General features: G+C 65.8%; 20 protein-coding genes, 1 tRNA gene and 2 pseudogenes. 12 read left to right on the plus strand and 11 right to left on the minus strand.

Annotated elements, in window-relative coordinates:
* The first annotated feature begins 367 nt into the window (after window positions 1-367).
* On the plus strand, window positions 368-760 hold the full coding sequence (locus tag FR943_RS24070) for a hypothetical protein (protein WP_217160789.1): 393 nt from the start codon (window positions 368-370) through the stop codon (window positions 758-760).
* A gap of 22 nt (window positions 761-782) precedes the next feature.
* Window positions 783-1,160 carry a carboxymuconolactone decarboxylase family protein gene (locus FR943_RS24075; protein WP_217160790.1) on the plus strand — a complete coding sequence of 126 codons (378 nt, stop codon included), beginning with the start codon at window positions 783-785 and terminating at the stop codon, window positions 1,158-1,160.
* An 84-nt stretch (window positions 1,161-1,244) separates the two neighbouring features.
* On the opposite strand, the gene FR943_RS24080 is transcribed toward FR943_RS24075, so the two are convergent.
* Both FR943_RS24080 and FR943_RS24085 read right to left on the minus strand, forming a co-directional pair.
* A tRNA-Thr gene (locus FR943_RS24080) sits at window positions 1,245-1,320 on the minus strand.
* Window positions 1,321-1,376: 56 nt separating this feature from the next.
* The gene (locus FR943_RS24085) at window positions 1,377-2,585 is read right to left on the minus strand and encodes a DNA polymerase III subunit delta' (protein WP_217160791.1); all 1,209 of its coding nucleotides are present in this window, start codon (window positions 2,583-2,585) and stop codon (window positions 1,377-1,379) included.
* 81 nt (window positions 2,586-2,666) lie between these two features.
* On the opposite strand from FR943_RS24085, the gene FR943_RS24090 reads away from it, so the two are divergent.
* Window positions 2,667-4,304, plus strand: coding sequence for an adenylate/guanylate cyclase domain-containing protein (locus FR943_RS24090; protein WP_217160792.1), 1,638 nt, complete (start codon window positions 2,667-2,669; stop codon window positions 4,302-4,304).
* On the opposite strand, the gene topA is transcribed toward FR943_RS24090, so the two are convergent.
* From topA to FR943_RS24105, 3 genes are all read right to left on the minus strand, one after another.
* Complete coding sequence (topA, locus tag FR943_RS24095; protein WP_217160793.1) at window positions 4,301-7,156, minus strand: type I DNA topoisomerase; 2,856 nt, start codon at window positions 7,154-7,156, stop codon at window positions 4,301-4,303. The genes FR943_RS24090 and topA overlap by 4 nt on opposite strands.
* 103 nt (window positions 7,157-7,259) lie before the next feature.
* Window positions 7,260-7,853 (minus strand): hypothetical protein, encoded by a 594-nt coding sequence (locus FR943_RS24100; RefSeq protein WP_217160794.1) that lies wholly within the window; start codon window positions 7,851-7,853, stop codon window positions 7,260-7,262.
* Between the two features lie 97 nt (window positions 7,854-7,950).
* Complete coding sequence (locus tag FR943_RS24105) at window positions 7,951-8,154, minus strand: cold-shock protein (RefSeq protein ID WP_003882601.1); 204 nt, start codon at window positions 8,152-8,154, stop codon at window positions 7,951-7,953.
* Between the two features lie 297 nt (window positions 8,155-8,451).
* On the opposite strand from FR943_RS24105, the gene sftH reads away from it, so the two are divergent.
* Both sftH and FR943_RS24115 read left to right on the plus strand, forming a co-directional pair.
* Window positions 8,452-10,791, plus strand: a complete 2,340-nt coding sequence (gene sftH / locus FR943_RS24110; protein WP_308170644.1) for a DNA 3'-5' helicase SftH — start codon at window positions 8,452-8,454, stop codon at window positions 10,789-10,791.
* Window positions 10,792-11,039: 248 nt separating this feature from the next.
* Window positions 11,040-12,065, plus strand: a complete 1,026-nt coding sequence (locus tag FR943_RS24115; RefSeq protein ID WP_217160795.1) for a PAS domain-containing protein — start codon at window positions 11,040-11,042, stop codon at window positions 12,063-12,065.
* Between the two features lies 1 nt (window position 12,066).
* Here the strand turns inward: FR943_RS24115 and FR943_RS26535 are convergent, their stop codons facing one another.
* The 3 genes and pseudogenes from FR943_RS26535 to FR943_RS26545 form a co-directional block, all read right to left on the minus strand.
* The gene (locus FR943_RS26535) at window positions 12,067-12,402 is read right to left on the minus strand and encodes an Rv3654c family TadE-like protein (RefSeq protein ID WP_246585239.1); all 336 of its coding nucleotides are present in this window, start codon (window positions 12,400-12,402) and stop codon (window positions 12,067-12,069) included.
* A gap of 16 nt (window positions 12,403-12,418) precedes the next feature.
* Window positions 12,419-12,691, minus strand: a complete 273-nt coding sequence (locus tag FR943_RS26540; protein WP_308170645.1) for a TadE family type IV pilus minor pilin — start codon at window positions 12,689-12,691, stop codon at window positions 12,419-12,421.
* A gap of 50 nt (window positions 12,692-12,741) precedes the next feature.
* Window positions 12,742-12,810: pseudogene (locus tag FR943_RS26545) on the minus strand (DUF4244 domain-containing protein); the annotation flags it as partial.
* A gap of 274 nt (window positions 12,811-13,084) precedes the next feature.
* Here FR943_RS26545 and FR943_RS24125 point away from each other — a divergent pair.
* Together FR943_RS24125 and FR943_RS24130 are read left to right on the plus strand one after the other, a co-directional pair.
* Window positions 13,085-13,252, plus strand: a complete 168-nt coding sequence (locus tag FR943_RS24125) for a hypothetical protein (RefSeq protein ID WP_217160797.1) — start codon at window positions 13,085-13,087, stop codon at window positions 13,250-13,252.
* 23 nt (window positions 13,253-13,275) lie between these two features.
* A complete protein-coding gene (locus tag FR943_RS24130; RefSeq protein WP_308170646.1) occupies window positions 13,276-15,807 on the plus strand; it encodes an AAA family ATPase in 2,532 nt (843 codons plus the stop codon).
* A gap of 300 nt (window positions 15,808-16,107) precedes the next feature.
* On the opposite strand, the pseudogene FR943_RS24135 reads toward FR943_RS24130, so the two are convergent.
* Window positions 16,108-17,513, minus strand: a pseudogene (locus FR943_RS24135) (IS1380 family transposase).
* Window positions 17,514-18,064: 551 nt separating this feature from the next.
* The gene (locus FR943_RS24140) at window positions 18,065-18,838 is read right to left on the minus strand and encodes a hypothetical protein (protein ID WP_246585242.1); all 774 of its coding nucleotides are present in this window, start codon (window positions 18,836-18,838) and stop codon (window positions 18,065-18,067) included.
* 225 nt (window positions 18,839-19,063) lie between these two features.
* Between FR943_RS24140 and FR943_RS24145 the strand changes: the two genes are divergently transcribed.
* The 5 genes from FR943_RS24145 (at window position 19,064) to FR943_RS24170 (ending at window position 22,511) form a co-directional block, all read left to right on the plus strand.
* A complete protein-coding gene (locus FR943_RS24145) occupies window positions 19,064-19,369 on the plus strand; it encodes a WXG100 family type VII secretion target (protein ID WP_217160799.1) in 306 nt (101 codons plus the stop codon).
* Complete coding sequence (locus FR943_RS24150) at window positions 19,369-19,656, plus strand: WXG100 family type VII secretion target (protein ID WP_217160800.1); 288 nt, start codon at window positions 19,369-19,371, stop codon at window positions 19,654-19,656. The genes FR943_RS24145 and FR943_RS24150 overlap by 1 nt, the downstream gene beginning before the upstream one ends.
* A complete protein-coding gene (locus tag FR943_RS26790; RefSeq protein ID WP_217160801.1) occupies window positions 19,653-21,089 on the plus strand; it encodes a GH-E family nuclease in 1,437 nt (478 codons plus the stop codon). The genes FR943_RS24150 and FR943_RS26790 overlap by 4 nt, the downstream gene beginning before the upstream one ends.
* Entirely contained in the window at window positions 21,086-21,571 is a 486-nt protein-coding gene (locus tag FR943_RS24160) for an ankyrin repeat domain-containing protein (protein WP_217160802.1), read from the plus strand. The genes FR943_RS26790 and FR943_RS24160 overlap by 4 nt, the downstream gene beginning before the upstream one ends.
* A 781-nt stretch (window positions 21,572-22,352) precedes the next feature.
* Window positions 22,353-22,511, plus strand: a complete 159-nt coding sequence (locus FR943_RS24170) for a hypothetical protein (RefSeq protein WP_217160821.1) — start codon at window positions 22,353-22,355, stop codon at window positions 22,509-22,511.
* Here FR943_RS24170 and FR943_RS24175 read toward each other — a convergent pair.
* Complete coding sequence (locus FR943_RS24175) at window positions 22,508-23,353, minus strand: hypothetical protein (protein ID WP_217160804.1); 846 nt, start codon at window positions 23,351-23,353, stop codon at window positions 22,508-22,510. The two genes, FR943_RS24170 and FR943_RS24175, sit on opposite strands and share 4 nt — an antisense overlap.
* Window positions 23,354-23,458: the final 105 nt, after the last annotated feature.

Here is a 23,458-nt window from a genome sequence, read left to right on the forward strand (position 1 = left end):
ACATCGGCACCGGTGCGTCCGACAACGAGAATGGCAGATTCACGGAACTGGGATGGGCCAGGCCTTTCGACTCCCACGGGGAAGTCACCCGAACCGTCACCTGGGAACTGGGCAGTGCGCCGAGCGCCGATCAGGGTGGCCAACCACAATTCAATCCCGGGCGCGAGGACCGTGTGGATGGCAGAGGCAGTCCAGGTGGCGTGCGACCGCCCGACAACAATCGCAACACCGGAGGAGTGACGCTGCCGTGACGAATTTTCGTGGGGTGAGCAGAGTTAGCGCCGTAGCCCTGCCGCTGATATTGGTCGCTGTCGGGCTTTCAGCGTGCTTCCCCAGTTCACTCGATGGGCAACAGATGGAGAGAACCGTGACCGCTCCCGCAGCCAAGACCATGTCCAACCCAGTCCGGCATGAGCTGGAACCGTTGACCAAGCGCTTCCCCGCGCTCGGGTCGCCTGTCGCCGCCTCGTGGGTCAGCGGAGACATGGGTGATCCCGAGGTCCCTGGACCGTCTTTGTATTGGATCGACAGCATCGTTGAGCTGACGCCGTCCACAGCTGATGATCTGAAGGCGAAGTACCGTCCGATTCCGACTACGAACGAGCCCGACGTGTGGGAGTCGTTGCAGGATTCGCTTCCGCAAAGCGGCTACCTTTCCAGTCCTCAGCTGGACGCGGCATTCACCAGCACCAAGATCAAGTCCAAAGCGTTCCTTGCCGAGGGCGCACCGGTCGTCGTCATCACTGCCACTGGGGAGTGAACCGCATGCCAAGCTGGCAGGCATGACTGATGACGTACGCGAACAAGGCCTGCGGGTCCTCCACGAGATGGTGCCCCACCTGCCGGCAGATGTGGTCGAACCCGACGGCAGCTTCGGTGACGAGCTGCTGGCCATCGGCGTCGACAATGTCTTCGGCCGGTTGTGGAGCCGTGACGGGCTGAGCCGTCGTGACCGCAGCCTGGTCACCATGGGCATCCTGATCGCCCTGCGGGCCACCGACGAGTTCGAGTCACACGTCAGGATCGGTCTGCGAAACGGCCTCACCCAGGACGAGATCGCCGAGGTCATCTATCACGCCAGCGGCTATGCGGGCTTCCCGAACGCCAACACCGCGATGAAGGTGGCCAAGCAGGTGCTCACCGATCCCGATCCGGTGTAACCGCTCGCCATTGTCAGGCTGGAGTGGCTGTCGAAACCGGGCGCCACTCTAGCGTGACAATCGCGAGCTTCTGACCTGCAAACATGGAGCCACCCAGGGGAATCGAACCCCTGACCTATTCATTACGAGTGAATTGCTCTACCGACTGAGCTAGGGTGGCGCACCCGGGCGAACCGGGCGGCACGAGTCTACGGCAGGCCCAGGCCGGGACCCAACTCAGCCTCTCAGCGCCTGCCCGACGGTGGCCACCATGGCGTCGACGGCGAACTTCGGCTTGACGTTGACGGCCAGCGCCTCGCGGCAGTCCAGCACCGCCTCGATGCAGCGCAGCAGCCGGTCGGCCGGTACGTGCTCGGCCATGGCCGCCACCTTCTCGGCCATGTCCGGGTGGTTGGCCGTGACACCGCCGGCTCCTGACGACACCAGCAGGGCATCCCGGAAGTAGGTGGCCAGGTCGATCAGGGCCCGGTCCAGCGCATCGCGCGAGGCGCGGGTCTGCCGGGACTTCTGTCGTCTTTCCAGCTCCTTGAGTGCGCCGGCGGTGCCGCGGGTGGTGGCGGCAGTGCCCTTGCCCGTCCCGCCCGCCCCGAGCGCCGTCTTGAGCTCTTCGGTCTCGGTCTCGTTGCGCCCGGCAGTCAGGGCCAGCGCTTCGGCCTCGGCGACGGCCACCATCTCCTCGGCGGCGGCGAAGGCCCGCGCCGGGGTGGCCGCATCGCGGGCCAGCCCCAACGCGCGTTTGCGGCGCTCCCGAGCCTCCGGATCGGTCGCCAGACGGCGGGCCCGGCCCACATGGCCGCCGCTGACCGAGGCCGCCCAGCGGGCGTCGTCCTCAGGCAGCCCGTCACCGGCGATCAGCACGTCGGCGATGGCCTCCACCGACGGCGTGGTCAGCGCCACGTGCCGGCACCGGGAGCGCAGCGTGATCGCGATGTCCTCAGGGTCCACCGACGGCGCACACAGCAGGAACACCGTCGACGGTGGCGGCTCCTCCACCACCTTGAGCAGCGCATTTGCCGCCCCTTCGGTGAGCCGATCGGCATCTTCGATCACCACGATCTGCCAGCGGCCGGTCCCGGGCCGCCGCGACGCGATCTGGACGATCTCGCGCATCTCCTTGACCGCGATGGACAACCCCTCGGGCACGATGCGGCGCACGTCGGCGTGGGTGCCGGCCATCGTCGTCGTGCAGGCCCGGCATTCACCGCACCCCGGCACCCCGTCCGACGTGCACTGCAGGGCAGCCGCGAAACACAGCGCCGCCACCGAGCGCCCCGAGCCGGGCGGCCCGGTGATCAACCACGCATGTGTCATGGTGCCGACTGTGGTGCCACTGTGTGGCGAATCACCACGGGCCGCCAAAGCCGCAGCAACCAGCTCCTGTTCCACCGCGTGCTGGCCCACCAGCCGCGAAAACACCCCGCTCATCGCCCCCAACAGTAGTGGTCAAGCCGACACAACCACGTCACAGCGGCGGTCAACGTCAGCGGCGCCCGATACGGTAAACGGGTGAGCGCGCAGGCAGTACCGATCGGGCGAATCAACGCATTCGTCAGGTGGGTGGCGCGTACCCCGTGGCCGGTGTTCACGCTGGGCATGTTGCAGTCCGACATCATCGGTGCGTTGTTCGTGCTGGGCTTCCTGCGCTTCGGCCTACCGCCGGAGGACCGGATCCAGCTGCAGGATCTGCCGGTGTTCAACCTGGCGATCTTCCTGGGTTACCTGTTCGTCTCGTTCACCGTGGGCGCCTACCTGGCGTTGCGGCTGCTGATCCCGGTGATCCGGTGGCAGCGGCGCGACACCCTGCTGTCCAAGTCCGACCCGGACATCACCGAGCTGGCCCGGGTGCGCGCGCTGAAGATGCCGTACTACCGGACCCTGATCAGCGTCACGAACTGGTTCCTGGGCTCGATCGTGTTCATCGTGGCCAGCTGGCCGGTCGCCAGCAAGTCCGCGCCGGTGGTGCTGGTGGCCACCGCGCTGGGCGCCACCGCCACCGCGATCATCGGCTACCTGCAGTCCGAGCGGGTACTGCGCCCGGTCGCGGTCGCCGCGCTGCGCGGCGGGGTGCCGGAGAACTTCCGTGCCCCCGGCGTGATCCTGCGCCAGGTGCTCACCTGGGTGCTGTCGACGGGCGTGCCGGTGCTGGCCATCGTGCTGGCCTTGGTGGCCAGCAAGTTCTCGATCCTGACCGCATCCGCCGACCGGCTGATCACGCCGCTGTTGCTGCTGGCCATCGCCGCCTTGGTGATCGGGCTGTCCAGCACGGTGCTGGTGGCGATGTCGATCGCCGATCCGCTGCGCCAGTTGCGCTGGGCGCTGGGCGAGGTGCAGCGCGGTAACTACAACGCGCACATGCAGATCTACGACGCCAGCGAGCTGGGCCTGCTGCAGGCCGGCTTCAACGACATGGTCCGCGAGCTGGCCGAGCGGCAGCGGCTGCGCGACCTGTTCGGCCGCTATGTGGGTGAGGACGTGGCCCGCCGTGCCCTGGAGCGCGGCACCGAGCTGGGCGGGCAGGAACGCGACGTGGCCGTGCTGTTCGTGGACCTGGTGGGGTCGACGCACCTGGCCTCGACGATCCCGGCCGGCGACGTGGTGAACCTGCTCAACGAGTTCTTCCGGGTCATCGTCGACACCGTCAACCGCCACGGCGGGTTCGTCAACAAGTTCCAGGGTGACGCGGCCCTGGCCATCTTCGGTGCGCCCATCGAACATCCCGACGCCTCCGGCGGCGCGCTGGCCGCCTCCCGTGAACTACACGACGAGCTGCTCAGCGTGCTGGGCACCGACATCGAGTTCGGTATCGGGGTCTCGGCCGGGCGGGCGATCGCCGGTCACATCGGCGCTCAGGCCCGGTTCGAATACACCGTGATCGGCGACCCGGTCAACGAGGCGGCCCGGCTCACCGAGCTCGCGAAACTGGAGGAGGGCCACGTGCTGGCCTCGGCGATCGCGGTCAGCGGCGCGCTCGACGCCGAGGCGCTGAGCTGGGACGTCGGCGAGATCGTCGAGCTGCGCGGCCGCACCGTGCCCACCCAGCTGGCCCGCCCGATGAACCTGGTGCTGCCGGGCGCTGCCGAACCCGATCGTGACGTCACAGACGAAGTCACCGAAGATATCGCCGAAAGCGACCTGACCGGCTAAGCCTTCTTGGCGGCGGCTTTCTTGGCCGGAGCCTTCTTGGCGGCCGTCTTCTTGGCCGCGGCCTTCTTCGCGGGGGCCTTCTTGGCGGCCTTCTTGACCGGACCGCGCGCCCGACGGTCGGCCAGCAGCTCCGAGGCCCGCTCGTCGGTGATCGAGGCGACGTCATCGCCCTTGCGCAGGCTCGCGTTGGTCTCGCCGTCGGTGACGTACGGGCCGAAGCGACCGTCCTTGATCACCATCGGCTTGCCCGAGGCCGGGTCCGTCCCCAGCTCCCGCAGCGGCGGGGCCGCGGCGGCCTGGCGCCCACGACGTTTTGGCTCGGCGTAGATCTTGAGCGCCTCGTCGAGGGTGATGGTGAACATCTGCTCTTCAGTGGCCAACGAGCGAGAGTCGGTGCCGCGCTTGAGGTATGGGCCGTAGCGGCCGTTCTGCGCGGTGATCTCCTCGTTGTTCGACGGGTCGACGCCGACCACCCGCGGCAGCGACAACAGCTTGAGCGCGTCGTCGAGCGTCACGGTCTCCAGATCCATTGTGCGCAGCAGGGATCCGGTGCGCGGCTTGGGCCCGGTCGGCTTCTTGCTTTTCTTCGCCGTTGTCCCGGCGTCCGGGTCCTCGGGAGGTTCCGGCAGGATCTCGGTGACGTAGGGACCGAATCGTCCGTCCTTGGCCACGATTTCGTGTCCCGACACTGGGTCGACACCCAGCACGCGGCCCTCTTGCGGTGTGGCGAACGCCTTTTCGGCGAGCTCCAGGGTCAGCTCGTCGGGGGTCAGCTCGTCCTTGAGATTGGCGCGCTGGGGCTTGAGCTCCCCCGGATTGTCCGGGTCGGCGATCATCCGCTCCAGGTACGGCCCGTTACGGCCGACCCGGACCACGATCGCGCGGCCCTCATCGTCGTCAAAGAGCTTGATGGAGTTGACTTCTCGCGCGTCGATACCTTCGAGGTTGCCGCCGACGAGATGCTTGAGACCGCCGGCGCGGGCGATCGAGCCCTCGACGCCGTGCTCACCGCCGAAGTAGAAGTTCGACAGCCAGTTGGTGCGCTGCTCCTGACCGTTGGCGATCTCGTCGAGCTCGTCTTCCATGGCCGCGGTGAAGTCGTAGTCCACCAACCGGCCGAAGTGGTTTTCCAGCAGCCCCACCACGGCGAACGCCACCCAGGACGGCACCAGCGCGCTGCCCTTCTTGACCACGTAGCCGCGGTCCTGGATGGTCTTGATGATCGAGCTGTAGGTCGACGGGCGGCCGATGCCCAGCTCTTCGAGCGCCTTGATCAGCGACGCCTCGGTGTAGCGGGCCGGCGGGCTGGTGGTGTGGCCGTCGGCAGTCAGATCCGCGGCATCGACGCGCTGGCCCTGGGTCAGGTTCGGCAGTCGGCTCTCGGCGTCGTCGGCCTCACCGCCGGCCTGCTCGTCGAGGCTCTCGACGTAGGCCTTGAGGAAGCCGGGGAACGTGATGGTGCGGCCCGAGGCGTTGAAGACGACCTGAATATCGGACGCCTGAGCCCCTCCCAATGTCGCCGCCGGGGCGGCTCCGGCGATCCGCAGCGACAACGTCGTCCCGCGGGCATCGGCCATCTGTGAGGCCACGGTGCGCTGCCAGATCAGCTCGTAGAGCCGGAACTCGTCGGTGTCCAGGGCGCTGTGCAGCTGCCCGGGGGTCTGGAACACGTCACCGGCGGGGCGGATCGCCTCGTGCGCTTCCTGGGCGTTTTTGACCTTGCGGGTGTACTGCCGCGGCGAGGGGTGCACGTACTCGTCGCCGTAGAGCTGTCGGGCCTGGTTGCGGGCGGCGTTGATGGCCGACTCCGACAGCGTCGTCGAGTCGGTACGCATGTAGGTGATGTAGCCGTTCTCGTACAGCCGCTGCGCGATGCTCATGGTGCGCTCGGAGGAGAACCGCAGCTTGCGGGCCGCCTCCTGCTGCAGCGTCGACGTCATGAACGGCGCGTACGGGCGGCGGGTGTACGGCTTCTGCTCGACGGAGCTGACCTGAAGCTGCGCCCCGCGCAGCCCGGCGGCCAGGGCCCCGGCGCTGGCCTCGTCGAGCACCAGCACCTCGTCGGGCTTTTTCAGCTGGCCCAGCGAATCGAAATCGCGGCCGGCGGCGACCCGGCGCCCGTCGACGGTGTTGAGCTTGGCGGTGAACCTGGGCGGCGAAGCCGCGGGGTCGGACACGGAGGCATCCAGCTCGGCGCTGACGTCCCAGTAGCCGGCGCTGCGGAACGCCATACGTTCCCGCTCGCGCCGCACGATGATGCGGGTGGCCACCGACTGCACCCGGCCCGCCGACAGCTTCGGCGCGACCTTCTTCCACAGCACCGGGGAGACCTCGTAGCCGTAGAGCCGGTCGAGGATACGGCGGGTTTCCTGGGCGTCGACCAGGGCGATGTCGAGGTCGCGGGGGTTCTCGGCGGCAGCCCGGATGGCCGGCTCGGTGATCTCGTGGAACACCATCCGCTTGACCGGCACCTTGGGCTTCAGCGTCTCCAGCAGGTGCCAGGCGATGGCCTCGCCCTCGCGGTCACCGTCGGTGGCGAGGTAGAGCTCGTCGACGTCCTTCAACAAGCCTTTGAGCTCGGTGACCGTGCTCTTCTTGTCCGGGCTGACGATGTAGAGCGGTTCGAAGTTGTCGTCGACGTTGACCCCGAGGCGGGCCCACGGCTCGGATTTGTACTTGGCGGGCACGTCAGCGGCATTGCGCGGCAGATCGCGAATGTGTCCACGGGAGGATTCGACGACGTAGTTGGAACCGAGGTATCCGGCAATCTTGCGCGCCTTCGTCGGCGACTCGACAATCACGAGTCGCCGGACGGGTCCCTTGCTTCCGCTGCCGCCATTATCGCCAGCCACCTGTGCCTACGCTCCACTCCTATAGTTGCCGCGCCACGCCCGGCAACTGACAATTTCGCATTACGCGAGAGCCTACGCAAACCGGCTCTCCGCGTGTGCCTCATTAAATACGTGGCCATTGCGCCAACGCTGCAGCCTCCTCAGGCGGTTCCCCCACATTCTCTACCAGGCGTGACAGGCGTCGCCGACCGCTGATCCGCAGCGCCGGATGCGAGCCTCTGGTGCCGATCAGGGTCGGGGCGATTCCCACCCGCATCATGGCCGCGGCCAGCACGGCGTGGGTGTCGGGCGCGTGCGGGTCCAGCCCGAGCAGGTAGCGGTCGTCAGCCTCCGGCGTCCCCGCCGCCAGGGTCCAGGCCCGCAGCTCGCGCGACCCGGGCAGCCACGACGAGGGCACCGTCTTGACCGCGCCCCTGGTCCAGTCCCGCGCGATCAGCATCAACTGCGGATCCGGTGCGGTCCGCACCAGTGGGGTGTTCTCGTCGGTCCGGGAGATCTCGGGCACCAGCCCAGCCTCCCTCATCATCTGGGCCAGCCCCTGTGCCCGCCACGGCGCGTCGACGACCACCGAGATCCGGGCCGCCTGCTGACCTCCGTTACCCGACAGCACGATCTGGCCGGGCCCGGCGAGCACCCCGGTCAGATCGGTGACCGCGGGCGGCACCGATTCGGCCGAGAAAAAGGACAGCTGGCTCACGAATCGACACTAGGCCAGCGCGGGCCGCAGAAACGGAAACACCCCCGCGGTGTCCGATCTGGACTCACACGGGGGTGTCTCGTTGGGTTTGCTTGGCTCAGATGGCCCGAACACCCGTGGCCTGCGGCCCCTTGGGGCTCTGGCCTACCTCGAACTCAACCTTCTGGTTCTCCTCCAGGGTGCGGAAGCCGCTGCCCTGGATTTCCGTGTAGTGGACAAACACGTCGGCCGAGCCGTCCTCCGGAGCAATGAAGCCGAAGCCCTTCTCCGCGTTGAACCACTTCACAGTTCCCTGTGGCATCTTTTGTTCTTTCCTTCTCTTTCAACCGGGTGCGGTCCACCGACTTCCGGCGTACCGGGCCCGTTCCGACCGCATACCTTCGTGGAGTCGCCCGGAACAGACCCGACCTACAACCCTCGCAGGAACCGCGATCGCAACGACGATCCTGCGAGTGCGAGTACAAACACAGAAGCTGCGACCGTGATCAGTCAACCATGTTCTCCGCTGCTGCGACAGTCTCGACGTGCGGCGCGTGGTGAACAATTCGTTTCCAAATCCGGGCCGACGTGGGCAGGGTCGAGGACAGGAGGACGCACAGTGCGGGATCTGGGGTCAAATTTCGGCCGTGAGCTGCTCGCTTGCGCTGTCGAGGGCACCCCGTCCGGCGAAGATCCGCTACGGCACGTCGCGGATATCCCGCCGCGACACGGCAAACCGCAACAGTGGCCACAGTGGGCCCATCCGGACGTGGTTTCGGCCCTGATCGACCGCGGGATCACCGCGCCGTGGTCGCATCAGCTCGACGCCGCCGAGTTCGCCCACACGGGACGGCATGTCGTGATCTCCACCGGGACCGCGTCGGGCAAGTCGTTGGCCTACCAGCTGCCGATCCTGTCGGCGCTGGCCGACGATCGGCAGGCGCGGGTGCTCTACCTGTCCCCGACCAAGGCGCTCGGGCACGACCAGTTGCGCACCGCGCAGCAGCTCACCGAGGCCGTGCCCGCACTGCGCGACGTCGCACCGGCCCCATACGACGGCGACAGTGCCACCGAGGTGCGCCGGTTCGCCCGGGAGCGCTCCCGGTGGATTTTCTCCAACCCGGACATGATCCACCTGTCCCTGCTGCGCAACCACGCCCGCTGGGCGGTGTTCCTGCGCCACCTCAAGTTCCTCGTGATCGACGAATGCCATTACTACCGCGGCATTTTCGGGTCCAACGTGGCGCTGGTGCTGCGCCGGTTGCTGCGGTTGTGTGCGCGTTACTGCCCTGAGGGTTCTGGGCCGACGGTCATCTTCGCCAGCGCGACCACGGCCTCCCCGGCGCAGACGGCCGCCGAACTGATCGGGCAGACGGTTGCCGAGGTGACCGAGGACGGCTCGCCGCAGGGGGCGCGCACGATCGCACTGTGGGAACCGGCGCTGCTGGACGACCTCACCGGGGAAAACGGTGCCCCGGTACGACGTTCGGCCGGCGCCGAGGCCTCCCGGGTGATGGCCGACCTGATCGCCGAGGGCGCCCGCACCCTGACGTTCGTGCGCTCGCGGCGCGGCGCCGAACTGACCGCGTTGGGCACCCGGGCCCGCCTGGAGGACACCGCCCCGAACCTGGCCGAGCAGGTCGCCTCCTATCGGGCCGGTTACCTTTCCGAGGATCGCCGCGAGCTCGAAAACGCCTTGGCCGACGGGCGACTGCGGGGCCTGGCCACCACCAATGCGCTGGAGCTCGGCATCGACATCGCCGGGCTGGATGCCGTGGTGCTGGCCGGCTTTCCCGGCACGGTCACCTCGTTCTGGCAGCAGGCCGGCCGGTCCGGCCGGCGCGGGCAGGGCGCGCTGATCGTGCTCATCGCCCGCGACGACCCACTGGACACTTACCTGGTGCACCATCCGGCGGCACTGTTGGACAAGCCGATCGAGCGGGTGGTGATCGACCCGACGAATCCGCATGTGCTGGGTCCGCAATTGCTGTGCGCCGCAGCAGAATTGCCGTTGACCGAGGCCGAGGTCCGGCTGTGGAACGCCGAGGCGGTGGCCGAAACCCTGGTCGACGACGGCCTGCTGCGCAAGCGCCCCAGCGGGTTCTTCCCCGCGCCCGGGGTAGATCCCCACCCGGCCGTGGACATCCGCGGCTCCAGCGGTGGCCAGATCGCCATCCTGGAGGCCGACACCGGCCGGATGCTGGGCAGCACCGGCGCCGGCCAGGCGGCGGCGTCGCTGCATCCCGGTGCGGTGTACCTGCACCAGGGCGAGACCTATCTGGTTGACTCCCTGTCGTTCTCCGACGGGGTGGCGTTCGTCTACCCCGCCGATCCCGGCTACACCACGTTCGCCAGGGAACTGACCGACATCACGGTCACCGGTCCCGGTGAGCGCACGACCTTCGGCCCGGTCACGGTGGGTCTGGTGCCGGTGTCGGTGACCAACACCGTGGTCGGCTTCCTGCGCCGCCGAATGGACGGCGAGGTAATCGATTTCGTGGAGCTGGACCTGCCGCCGAGCACCTTGGACACGATGGCGGTGATGTGCACGATCACCCCGGAGGCGTTGCAGGACAACGGTATCGACCCATTGGCAGTACCGGGAAGCCTGCATGCCGCCGAACATGCGGCGATCGGCCTGTTGCCGCTGGTGGCCAGTTGCGACCGCGGCGACATCGGCGGGGTGTCGACGGCGGTCGGACCGGTGGCGGGTTTGCCGTCGATCTTTGTCTACGACGGTTATCCCGGCGGCGCCGGATTCGCCGAGCGCGGATTCCGAAGGATGAGCACCTGGTGGGGCGCGACGGCCGAGGCGATCGAGGCCTGTGAGTGCCCGCAGGGCTGCCCGTCGTGCGTGCAGTCGCCGAAGTGCGGCAACGGCAACGATCCGTTGGACAAGGCCGGCGCGGTGCGGGTACTCCGTCTGGTGCTCGGCGCGCTGAGTACGTCCTCAGCGTGATCCCCCGACCGTGTTGACGACCGACCCCTCGACGGCCGCCTGCACGGATCGACAACTACGTGGCTGCATTCGGCCACGCCGAACACACAGACGCTGCGACGAACGGTCGGACAACGCGATCCGTTCCCAATCCCGGAGGCCGGGCGCAGTGGCAAATTACGTGAACTCAGTCATGTTTGCAACCCGAACGACTTCGCTGAGCCCTCAGGTGTGCCGACTGCGGTTGTCCCGCCGGTAAAATGGCGCGCATGACCCACGACTGGCTGCTCGTGGAGACGCTGGGCAGCGAGCCTGTTGTGGTCGCACGAGGTCTTCATACCAAGAATCTCGTGCCGATCAGTGCGTTCCTGCGACGGAATCCGCACCTGATGGCAATCCAGAGCGCCATCAGGGAAACCGTGCAGGCCGGCAAAGGGCTCAGCAGCATCACGCCCAAGAACGACCGCGTGATCCGCACCGAGGTGGTGCAGATGTCCGACGGGTGCATCCACGGGGTGCACGTCTGGATCGGTCCGGCCGACGCCGAACCACCGCAACGTCCCGTTCCCGGTCCACTGGTCTGGGACCTGACCGCCGGCGTCGCCACCGACACCGCCGAATCCCTGCAGAACATCGGGCTGAATCCGGCGACCGAGGCCATCAACGACCGGACGTTCGCCGATGACCTGCCCCGCCGCGACCTCAACAGCAGTGAGGCCAAGGTGCTGGCAATGGCGATCCGGCCGGTGGTCGGCAAAACCTTGTGCACCACCTGGGATGCCACCGACCATCGCGGGGAGCCCATCACGGTGGGATTCGCGGCGCGGGTGGCCCAGGAAGCGCAGGAGGACGGCTCCCACCGGCTGATCTGCCGGGCGATGAACTGGCGCAGCGAACGGGAAAACCCGGCGGCGCCGACCGACAGTCTGGCCCAGCGCATCCTCAACGGGCTCGCCCAGCCCGGGGTGCACCGGGCTCTGGTCGACCTCGACAACTGGAAGCTGCTGAAGTGGCTCGACGATCCCGCGTCGTTCTTCGACTGGCGCAACCGGGACGGCGGGCCGGCCCGCATCCACCCGATCGACGCCCGGCACATGGCCCGGATGACCACGGAGTTCAGCAGTGGCGTCACCACCGCCGTGCTGCGGATGCGCGCCGCCGACGGCGGCTGGCGGCCGGTACACATGACGGTCAACCGGATCGAGCTCGACGATGACACCTACGCGGGGTTGATCGCCCTGCGGCTGCCGACCGACGACGAGGTCGCCACGGCAGACCTGGACAAGCTCGGCTGAATCAGCTCGATGGGCCGGCGGGTTCCACGGGCCCGGCGCGCGCGGACGCCCGGGCCGGGCCGGCACCCCACCGGCCCAGCTGGACCGGCACGGACACCTCGACCACCACGTCGAGCCCGTCGACCCGGCAGACGGCAAGCTCCGAACGCATCAGCCCGGCGAGCCGTCCGGCCTGAGCGCAGGCCGCGTCGGGTCCGGAGACCAGCCCGCCGGCGGCGCCCAGGGCCGCCAGGTCGGCGGCAGCCTGGGCCCGGTGCCGGGCCGTCACCGCCGCCCCGAGGTAGGCGCCAGCGGCCGCGATGACGATCACCGCCGCGACCATCGCCGCGGCCAGCAACGTGGCGGCACCGCGTTCATCCGACGCCGGGCTCGGGCACCGCGGCCGCCTCGGCGGACACCGTAAACCCCGGTAGCGCGGTGCCCACCCGGACCCGGGCCACCACCAGGCCACCGTCGTGGGCAACGTGTACCTCCGCGCCGGACGGGGCGATCCGCCGTGCGGCGGCAGTGGCGGTATCGCCCTCGCCCCGGGACGCCAACCGGGCGGCTTCCCGGGCCGCATCGATGCAGCGAATCTGCGCGCCCATCGCACCGAGGCCGCCGACACACAGCACCAGTACCGCCACCAACGACGCGACAGCAAAGGCGGCTTCGACCGTGACCGCGCCCTGCTCATCTAGACGTTGGTGCTCAACGCCCGGCTGATGATGTTGGTCAGTGCGCTCACGATCGAATCGCCGGTGACGGCGTTTTCGTAGGGGTCACGTCCTGTTGCCCGACGTCATGGGTATTGCCCGGTGTGGTGTGCATTGCACCGCACACATGCGTCGTCATCCACCAAGGGTTATCGGTTCATCAACGGGAACACGGTTCATCATCAAGTCGTATTTGGGGTTCGGGCACACGGATAGTGAGTCGCTGCTGTATTTGTTCAAACGGGCCGCTGGAGGGTTCGGGCTGGAGATGCCCCTTTTGGGTGAGGAAGTAGAGCGCTACGTGGCGATCGATACGCTTCTACGGTGAGCGATCTCCTCCCGAACTTAGGTGCGTTGCTGGAAAAATTGGTGGGCGAAGCACCCGCAGTGTCCGACGCTCGCGCCTTGGCCGAAGCTGTTGTTGAGGCTGACACAGACGCAGATCTCGATGCGGCGCTCGACGCCGTTGTTGCGGTGTGGCGTCAACGGTGAACGCTCTGGGCCAGCCGCGGTTAGTGTCACTGGAGATTCGCGGCTTCCGGGCGTTCGGCACTGAGGCACGTGTGATGCAGCTCGACACACCGCTGGTTGTGGTACACGCGGGCAACAGCCAAGGAAAGACCAGTCTCGCCGAGGGATTCGAGTTCCTACTCAGCGGTCGTAGCAGCCGTCGAGACCTACTGGGCGGAGCGAAGGCTGAGTACAACGACAGTCTCCGCAATGCGCACCTACCAGCCACCGATACCGACGTCTATGTCGAGGCAGTGCTGCGTGGGCCGGATGGACAAACCCACAAGATCCGACGAGAACTGTTGTGCGACTTCGGTCAAGGTACTGAGTGCGAAAGTCGACTGCTGCTGGATGGCGTCGAGGTCACCGACCTCGAAGAGATCGGGCTGACCCTGGCTGACCCGCCCGTGCGCGCGCCGGTACTGCTGCAGCACACACTGCGGCACGTCCTGTCCACCGAGCCCAAGCAGCGCGTTGGTTACTTCAAGGCGCTCTTGTCGCTGACTGACCTCGACCAATTTCGCGAGCGAGTCAGGGCTGCGCGCGGGAGGGTCGACTCCGAACAGCCAGGTGCGTCGTTAAGGCTCGTTGACGCGTTGTCAGGTACACCCGCTGCTGCAGCTGGCTCGACGATCACCGCACTCATCAAGAAGCCGCTCACGGTCGACGCCGCGCGGACCGCGATTGAAAGGGCGTTGCTCAGTGCCGGGGCAGCGGTCCTGGCTGACCCCGCCGGCAGCGGGAACACCCCGACATTTGAAACCGTTGACGCACTCGACATTGCGATCAAGGCCGCCTTGGAAGCTCAACATGAACAGTCATTTCCACTGTCGGCGTTCGCAGTTGTCCCGTTGTCAGGGGACACACCATCGACTCCCAACATGACCGCCTATAGCAACGCCCTCACTGAATCCGACGAGCATGACGCCCGTGTGACACCAGTACTTCAGGCGGTGCTCGGCATAGCCACGTACGCGGCTCTCGACCAACCTGTCCAGTGCCCGGTCTGTGGCACACAACATGCGCTGACACCCGAGCGGATCGCCATACTTCGAGGCCATTTGCACCGTACGCAGGCTCTCGGTGAGGCTGCCAAATCAGCTGCCACGGCTCTGAGCGGTGCTCGTCACAGCCTCGACCAACTGTCGAATGGCGTCGCCCGCGCCGTGCCATCCGTCGCCTCCTGGACCGACGATCAGTGGGCGAAGGCGACCAACGCTCTGAGTGACCTCGGTGTCGACATCGCCGTGATGACCGATGCGCGCGGTCATGCGAGCCAGGTCGCAACCGCCGCAGGGACTCTTGTCGCGGCTGTCGGGCTCGCACGTGGCAGCCTTGAGCAAGCGGGGGACGCGGTAGCCAGCCGTAACACGCTGTCGGATGATCTGCCCGATCGTTATCGCCAGATCGTCACGGCCGTCGGGGGCCTCCGCACAGCAACTGAAGTGTACGGCCGCTGCGCCTCTGCGCTGCGCTCTGCGGTCGAGGTGGCTGCGCGGGATCGAATCACGGTCGGTGGTCTGACTGAAGTGAGCGATCTGCTCGCACATCGTGCTGACGTGGTCGTCGATGTTGTCGCGGAGGCTGCGCGTCAGCGGACGATCAAGCGCCTCAACGCTGCCGAGAAAGAGCTTCGCGAAGCCGCTGGCGCAGTGCTTGACGCCCGCTTCGCCCAGATGAGCGACACCATCACCAAATGGTGGGCGACAATCCGACCGGAGGAACTAGTTGGGTTTGGTGGGATCAAACGGCGGGCGGGCGGGGCACTATTCGTCAACCTTGTAGCCGCCCTACGGGCCGATCACGCTAGCGAGCCCATCGAGCGGGAAGCACTTGGCGTTTATAGCGATTCGCAGCTTAACGCTCTGGGTCTGTCAATATTTCTGGCTCGTACGGAATTGCTGGGCGCACCTATCCTGGTGCTCGATGACCCCATACCTGGTAGCGATGCAGACCACCGCCTCACGTTCGTTCAGAACACCGTGGGCCAGTTACTCAACAAAGGAATTCAAGTCATCATCACCACCTTCGACAGCAAGCTTGCAGAGTGGGCGCAAACCAACCACGGCGGCAGCGGCTACATCGCCTACAACCTTGACTTGATCGACATCATCGCCGGTACCGAACCCACTCAGACGTCAGATGTCTTCGGCCAGTTAATGCTTGAAGCAGAAGAAAGCCTCTATGCGCCCACCGCGAAGGGGCGGCGATCGGCGTGCAATACGATGCGTTCGGCTGCCGAGCGGTTGGCCAAGCAGGTGATCGCGACCGGCCAAACTGATGCCGGGACGCCGACGTCAGTCGCTGACGTCGAGACGAAAGCATCCACGCTCGGGGAGTTGATCCCGTTGGTTCTGCCGTTCGTTGTCAACGACAATGAGGAGAAGGGCCTGTGGAAAACCTTCCCCAAAGTGCTCAATCCGGGGAGTCACGACGACGACGTCCCGTCCACCACTGACCTGAAAGTGGTGCGCGGCAACCTCCTTAAGATCGCGAAGACTCACAACAAGTACTGGCCGGAGGGCCTATTGCGGTGACTACCATCTGGGACAGATTGAGGTGTTCACGGGTGCAGCCGCTGAGGCTGATGATCCGATTCTGGTTGCACTATCGCGACGGACTGGGTAGTCGGTGAGCCCGAATAGGCACCAACGCTATTCCGGCTCTAGCCTCGATTTTTCATGGGAATTGGTGTGGGCCCGGTCTGATGGTGGATGGGTTGCTGGGTGGTGATCTCGGGGTGGTGGCGTGGTTGATCGGTCCCGTGTCGCCGGGTTGGGCGGGCTTTCCTTGGGGCCGTTGGTCTTTCATCGTTGGTGGGACGTGGGGTCGGGTGGCTAGCTGAAGGCTGAGCGGATGCGTTGCCAGGCCGTGGCGATGGGGGTGGCCCATCGCCAGGTGGTATCGAGGCGGAGCCGCAGTTGGCGGGCGCTGCGGGTGATGCGGGCGGCGATGTGCAGGACGCGGTAGCGGAATGTGGTGATCTCGGCGCGGGCCAGCGCGGGTTGATCACCGAAGCCGATCAGGCGGGCCCAGGTGACCAGGTCAGCGGCGGCTAGCACGATTTCCAGCCAGGCGGCGTTGGCCCAGAAGGAGTGACACGGCAGGTTGCGCAGGCCGGTGGCTTTGAGTTCGCGGATGCGGTCCTCGACGCGGGCGTGCTGGCGGTGGCGTAGTTCCAGACCGCCGATTTGGCCGGGTAGGGCACCGGGTTCGGTGTCGGTGATGAATGCGGTGACCCGCATGCCGTCGGCGTCGGTGAACCGCAACTGGGCGCCGGGGTGGGGGCGTTCTTTGCGCAGGATCAGCCGGGTCCCGGCTGGCCAGGGGGCCAGGTTGACCAGGTCGGTGGCCTCGGCGACCCAGGCGCCGTCACGGATACCGCCGTCGGCCTCGATCGCTGGGTACCAGCCATCGCCGAGGTTGAGGGTGTCCACCGCGTCCTGCACCCGCACATCGACGGGGTAGCCGAACGAGAAACCCACTCCCTGCTCACGGCAGGCTGCGGCGAATCTGTGGGTGGCTCCGGCGGTGTCGCTGCGGATCAGTACCCGCGGCTTGTCCGGGTCTGCGGGGTTGTCGGGATCAGGCCGCCACCGAGCCGGAAGCGATGCCAGTGCCCGAGCCAGCAGGATGATGTGGTCGGAGGCCGTGTTGGAGCCGGCATTGCCGTTGCGCAACATCCCCGCCAGGGCTTCCCCACCGGAGATCTCGGGTCGGTCCACAAACGCCAGCAGCGGGTGGTGCCGAACGTCTTCTTCCAGGTCGACGCGGCGCCAGCCTTGTTGTCGGAGTGATCGAGAACCAGGGTCGCATCCACATCGATGGGCAGCCAGCCGTGGGTGGCCGGGCCCGCGCCGGCCTCCCACGCCACCGCCCGTGCCGTCGCTCGCGCCGCCCATATCCCCGGCAGGTGTGCGGCATCGATGCGCTCATCGACCAACCGCCACATCGTGGTCGTCGAGGCTTTCGCCCCGAAGACGTGCTCACGATCGGCGCACAGCTGCCCGACCCCGTCGATGCAGTCCGCGCCGTCGGCGACCCCGGCGGCCAGATCAGCGAACACCTCCCCGGGGGCGTACACCCACGGGCCCCGATAGGTGTCCGCCAACGCGGCCGTGACCTGCTCTGATAGGCCGGTCCGGTCGGCCAGCTCACGCAGCATGCCCATCCCGGCATGCGACACGACACCCTGGCCGTCAGCAGACACTTTCACCCGCGATACACCCGCGATACTCTTCACCTGCGAAGTGCCTTCCCGTAGGAATCATTGAACCCTAGACAAGTCCAATTATCCCTTGCAGGACAGGCACTTTCGCCTATCTACACCCCGATGCACACAACATTCCGCGAAAAATCGAGGCTAGTTGCCATCGGGTGACCATCATCATCGATAGTTCCCACCGTACGAGGTCAATGGCAGTGGCCACGTCCGGATCGTCGGGATTGAGGCCTTCAGCCTGTAAAGCGCAGCGTTCGGCGTAATCCGCAATCGATTAGACGGCTGCTGTCGTCGCAGGGTTCCGTTTGTGGAAACACTCGAGCCGTTCCGGGGCGGATCGGACGTCCGCTGAGGGGGACCCATCCGGTGGTCCAGTCGCTATGCGCTTGGGGTTGGTGGGTCGAGGTCCGCTGTAGGGCGGACTGGGCTGGGCTTCCCGCATCCGGCTGCCGTGATCCGTGGATACGACGCGGCCGAATCGGCTGTCGGACAATCGGTAAAGGCGGAGGGAGGGCTTTCGGGGCAGCCCTCCGGTCTAGGTCAATCGCTAAGCAAGCACTCGTCGTCACGCGCTAGTTGGGTCTCATAATTTCCCGGAACGCGTTGGCTCGCATTATCACCGCATCTATGGCCGAATCCGTCGCCGTGGTGTTTGGTGCGGCCTCAATCGCATAGAGCATGCCGCTCAACTTGGCGTGCAGTTCCGCGCGTTGCTCCGCGGTCTTCGCGTCCTTGCGTTTGTCGCTTAGGGTTTTGTCGATGAGGCGTGCCTCCGTGGCACACTTCACGATTGAACCCACTCGTTCGCTCGCAGTGCGTTCCAGGTTGGCGATAGCGTTCTTTGCTTCCGCGAGGATTCTACGGTCATCGTCGCTCGGCTTATCCAGAGCCGACAACGTGTTGGCAACTTTTCGTAGGGCATGTGCTTTCTCGAAGTTGTCAGTAATTCCTCGGATGTCAGGCGCGAAATCGATGTCACCGAGCCATCCTGTTCGAGCAGCTTCCGACGCACTTAGTTGTTCTAATGCTGAGAGTGCGGAGTCGATGAGTGCCGCGTTTTCTACACCGAGGGTCTCAATATGCTGTTGCCGTACCGTTCGGGCTTTCTCTTCGGCGGCGGCAGCTTCGGCGGCTCGCCCGATGAAGATCTGCTCTACCTGTACGGCGCGCATCGTTCTTCGATGTTCTTCTGCCCGTATAGCCCGTATAGAGAATGCAATCACGCCCACGATGCCTGCGATCACGCCGAGCGTGATCCAACCCCTCATCGGAAGCTGCACGAGGAAGGCGAATACCCCCACCAGAAATACGAGGTGAACGCTACGAAATGAGCCGTTGCTACTCATCCCGCCCCCTTTGGCATCGTCTCTACAGAGAGGGACTCTGTTCAATAGGTGCGGCGCAGCCACCCACCACCGTACTAGGCGGGCAGCTCGCCAGCTGCAACCGCGCAGCATACTGCCAGCGACGATTTGGTGTCGGTGGTGCCCCAAAGCGGAGCCTAGAATAGTTTGGCCGGTTAGGGACGTGTCCGCGGGTGGGGTGGCATTGCAGGCGTGGGGTTAGGGGCCATGGCAGCTGATGAATTGCGTGTCAATGCGCAGGAAGCGTTCAACACGGCTCATGTTGTCGCCAACCATGCCCAAGAGCTGCACGAAGAATTGCAGCGTCTGATTCAGGAGTGGGCCAACCTGTCGCACGGATGGCAAGGCGTGGCCGCGTCGGCCTACACACAGTCGTGGGAGGAATGGCAAGAGGGCGCCCGCAAGATCGTCGACGTCCTTTCCTACGAGGCGGAGCAGCTCGCTCGTGCCGCAGCGATGTATGACGAGACGGACTCGTCGGCGGCGCACGCGGTGAATGAGGTGGATCTCTAATGAAGCCCTACCGAGTCGAATTGGAGGAACTCCTCGAGTTTGTCGAGCAGCTTCAAAGCTTCGAGCGCAGGGCGGAGAGCGTCGCTGGGGCGGTGGACAAGCAGATCGCAGGTCTACATGAGTCATGGCATGGCGCCGCCGCTGAGTCGCACCGTTCACATCATGACGAGTGGATGGCGGCTGCAACCCAGATGCGCGAAGCGCTCTCGGACCTTCGGAAAGCTGCCACAACGGCCCATAGCAACTACAGCGAAGTCATCGATATCAACACTGCGATGTGGCCGTGACACAAGACGTCGATCCGGCCGCCATCAAGCAGGCCGGTGATACCTATCGCAGTGTTCACGACGCGGCGGCTTCTGCGGTCACCCGGCTCGCCGGCGTCCTCAAAGGCTCTGCGGGGATGGCTGGCACCGACAACGGCGCACATGAATGGGCAGCCAAATACGACCCGCTCTGCGGAGGTCGCGACGGCTGCAATGGCGTGATGGAGGCAATATCAGCCTCCGTCCTTGCCGCCGGGCAAGTGACCGATCTGCTGCATGCCACCGCCGTTAACCACTCCAACGGTGACGTGCAGTCGGCAGCCAACGGCCCAGGGGCTCCCGCCTTTCCGCCCGATAGTGCCCCTACCTTCCTGGTGCCTGCGATCCCCGCGGCCGAAGGCGGGCATGACGATGTGCCCGAGTGGTGGCACACCATCTCGGCGTACGTGCAAGGTGAGCTCTGGCCAAACGGCCATCAAGACAAACTGCGCGCTGCCGCCACGGCCTGGCGAAACGCCGGCAACGAACTCCGCTCCGCTGCGTCCATGGTTAATGGGGGCACCTCGTCGCTCGGCGTCATCGCATTGCTCACCGACCAGAAGTCACCCGAGATTCCGGCTGCTATCGCCAACTGCACCAAGACCCGCGACGCCATCAGCCTGGGCGCGGACGGATGCGACGCGGCAGCCAAGACGTGCGATGCCTACGCGGCGGCCATCGACGACGCCCACTCGCGCATCCTCCACGAAATGCTGGTGCTCGGGGCGACGGTGGTTGTCACCGAAGTCATCGCCGCTGTTCTCATTCCGGTCACGCTGGGCGCGAGCGAAGCCGTCTCAAAAGTTGTCGACGTTAGTCGGCTCACCGCTACAGGTGCACGGATCGCGACCATCATTCGAGAGTTTCGAGCCGCCGCAGAGGCATCGACCTTGCCGACTGTAAGTGCCGCTGCGAACGCGGCGCGCACTGTTGGTGACCTGGCTCCGATTTTGTCGGCGCGCGCCGCCTTGTTCTCAGCGGAAACCACCGGGCTCGTCAGCGATATCGGAGTAGACCTGTTGACTCGACCCAAGTTGAGGGTCGGGACCAAGCAAGCGATCGAAGCCGCCGCAGAGCGGACACCGGACGGCAAATATTTCATCAGTGCCACTGACGATTCCGTACTGGTCCCTGTCAGCAAGCAGTACGACCAGGACATCCTGAACCTGCCCAAGACAGCAGATGGCAAGTACTACCAGGGGCCTGACGGTATCCGTTACCCAGTGAACCCCGTCTATCAATACGGTCATGAGACAGGCAACGAGTGGTGGAGAATCCGAGACCGAGCGATCAGGGAACACTGGACTCGGGAGCAGTTGATTGAATACTGCAACAACCCGCGCCTCTACCGCATCGAAGATGCACCAGGTAATGCCAACCACTCCAACGAACTTGCACGGGAGGCAGCACGATGACGAACAACGACCGCGACGAAGGCGGCCGCACCCCATTGCACTACGCGGCCATCGATGCCCCCAGCGACCTTCCGTTTATCGCGGCCCAAACCGACGCCGCGCTGGATGAGGAGAACTGGCGCAAAGCAAACGAGTACAAGGTCTCAAACGTGTCCCGGCTGCTGGCTGAGGGGGCGGACGTCAATGCCGCTGACGCGCAAGGCTTCACACCGCTCCTCTTCGCTGCGGCTTCCGACAGCGTCGACGTCGTGAGACTTCTGCTCGATGCTGGCGCCGACATCGAAGCCGCCAACGACAAGGGTGAAACGCCGCTCTACAAGGCGGTCAGGAACACTACCCGCGGTGCGGTGCCTATCACCCAACTGCTGCTCAAACGCGGAGCCAACCCCAACGCTCAGCTAGCCAACGGATCCAGCCCACTTGCCTTCGTCAGGCGATTCCAAAAGCCAGGGATCATCGAACTATTCGCCGATCTTCCCTGATCATCCGTGTCGTGCGATTCCGTAAGCCCGACGCCACGCGACCAAACTGCCAGTCGACGGAAGCGGTCGGTCCCGCACGGATTTGAGACAAGCCACTGCCTTACTGGTAGTAAAATCAAACCCGCGGGTCCGGAAGTGGCTTTTCGGAAGAGTCGACTTCGGGGTGTTAAGTCGGCCGCGCACGAAGCGGTTTCACTGCTAATAATCGCTCCCCAAGTGCCCTTCCGGGCCTGCCTCGGGGCGGCTTGCCTTCGCTGAATTGCGATTGACGCCTCGCACGGGACCCGGTACGAGCGCATCGCATTCAAAAGTAGATCGCTCGGGTCAGTTGCCGGGGCTTCCCGGCCTAGCTTGAAACTTCGGTGAGCACCAGCCGTATGTACACGTCAATTGACATTTCGCCTGCGGCGAGAGCCGCCAGGCGTTCCACGGCGGGTCTCGATGGATTCCAACCAGACAATCGCCCGCAGGCTATTGCGCTGATAACAGCGCGACGGTCGGCGACGCCGAGCCGGTCGAGGCAGGGCGGCCAGCGGCGAGAATTGTCGATGTCAGGTGTATCCACTGATTCCAGTATGACTGCGGGCCCATGATGAGGTCGCCTGCTCCCATTGCCGCAGCGAGCGGTGATCCGGCAGTTTAGCGTCGCCTAGATCCCCCCGAGGTACATCCTGGTCGTGAGACCACCTGAGGATTTGCACCGGGCGGACAGGTGTTTCTGTGCGGAGTCCAATGAGAACCAGGTGGAACCGATCGCAGCTGGCGTGCGTCTAACCCTGTTGTGGACGAGTACGCGGAGGATCTGCCCGAGCTGCGGCTGCCGACCCCGGTGGAGGAGTACTTGGTTGGAGAACGGGAGTGGCACCGACTGCTGCGGGGTACCGGAGCGGTGAGCGAGGACGAGGCGCGGGAGCAACTGGCGCGGTGGATGGAGACTTAGGGCTCCGGCACCAACTCAGCTGGCTCTGCGAGCAGCGCCGTGATCGGGATCCCGACCAGCCCCTCCAACTCGGCCCGTCGGTCACCGGACAGCCGCGCCCACACCTGGTCGAACGGATGCCATGGTCGGTCACCCGGATGGGCGCTGGCGCCCCACTCGCCCCAGTGATCGGTGCGCAGCTGTTCGCGGAATGTCTCCTCACTCTCCCCGGACAGGAACAGCAGCAGCTCGTTGTCCACCCTCGCGGCCACCGGGGTGAAGGCGCGCGCCGTGATGTCGCGTGGATCCACCAGCCACTCGGGTGTCTTGCCGAACATGCGGTGCTCCTGCACCACTGCCGCCGGGTCACCCGACTCGATCGCGGCTAGGAAGCGCTCTGCGGCCGGACGACCGTTTCTCCTGCGAATCGCCCCGAGCGGCGCCGTGGCCTCCAGCACCGCCGGCGGGTCGGCCAGGCGCTGCGCGAGCACCCACAGGTGCCCCTCCTGAGAGGAGTTCCAGTCCCAGCCGAGTTCCGGGTGGCGGATGCGGTAGACGGCCCACAGCGCCTCCCAGGTGGCCTCCGGTGCCCGGTCGGCCCAGCTGCCGGCCTTCACCGGGTTGCCGGTCGTGAACACGGTGTCCGTCCGTGGGTCGACGACCGCGAACCGTTTGTACGCCTCGAGGTCTGCCATCAGCGCATCCGCGGTGACGTCGTGGGCGACGGTGACGGCCTCGATCAGCTCTGACACCGGCAGGGGTGCGAACCCGTCGCGCATGATCCGTTCCGCCATCGAAACCCGGGTCCCGTGATAGACCGGCACTGAGAGTTGAGCGACCGGGTCGGCAATGCTGATGTCCACGGGGACAGGGTGACTCATGTGCTGGTGGTGTCCGTGACCGCGCTCACTGAAATTCCCCACTGACGCTCATCGAAATTCCCCATCCGTGTGGCTCCGCCGAGAAGG

It is taken from the genome of [Mycobacterium] fortunisiensis (genome assembly GCF_019050325.1).
Taxonomy (GTDB): Bacteria; Actinomycetota; Actinomycetes; order Mycobacteriales; family Mycobacteriaceae; genus Mycobacterium; species Mycobacterium fortunisiensis.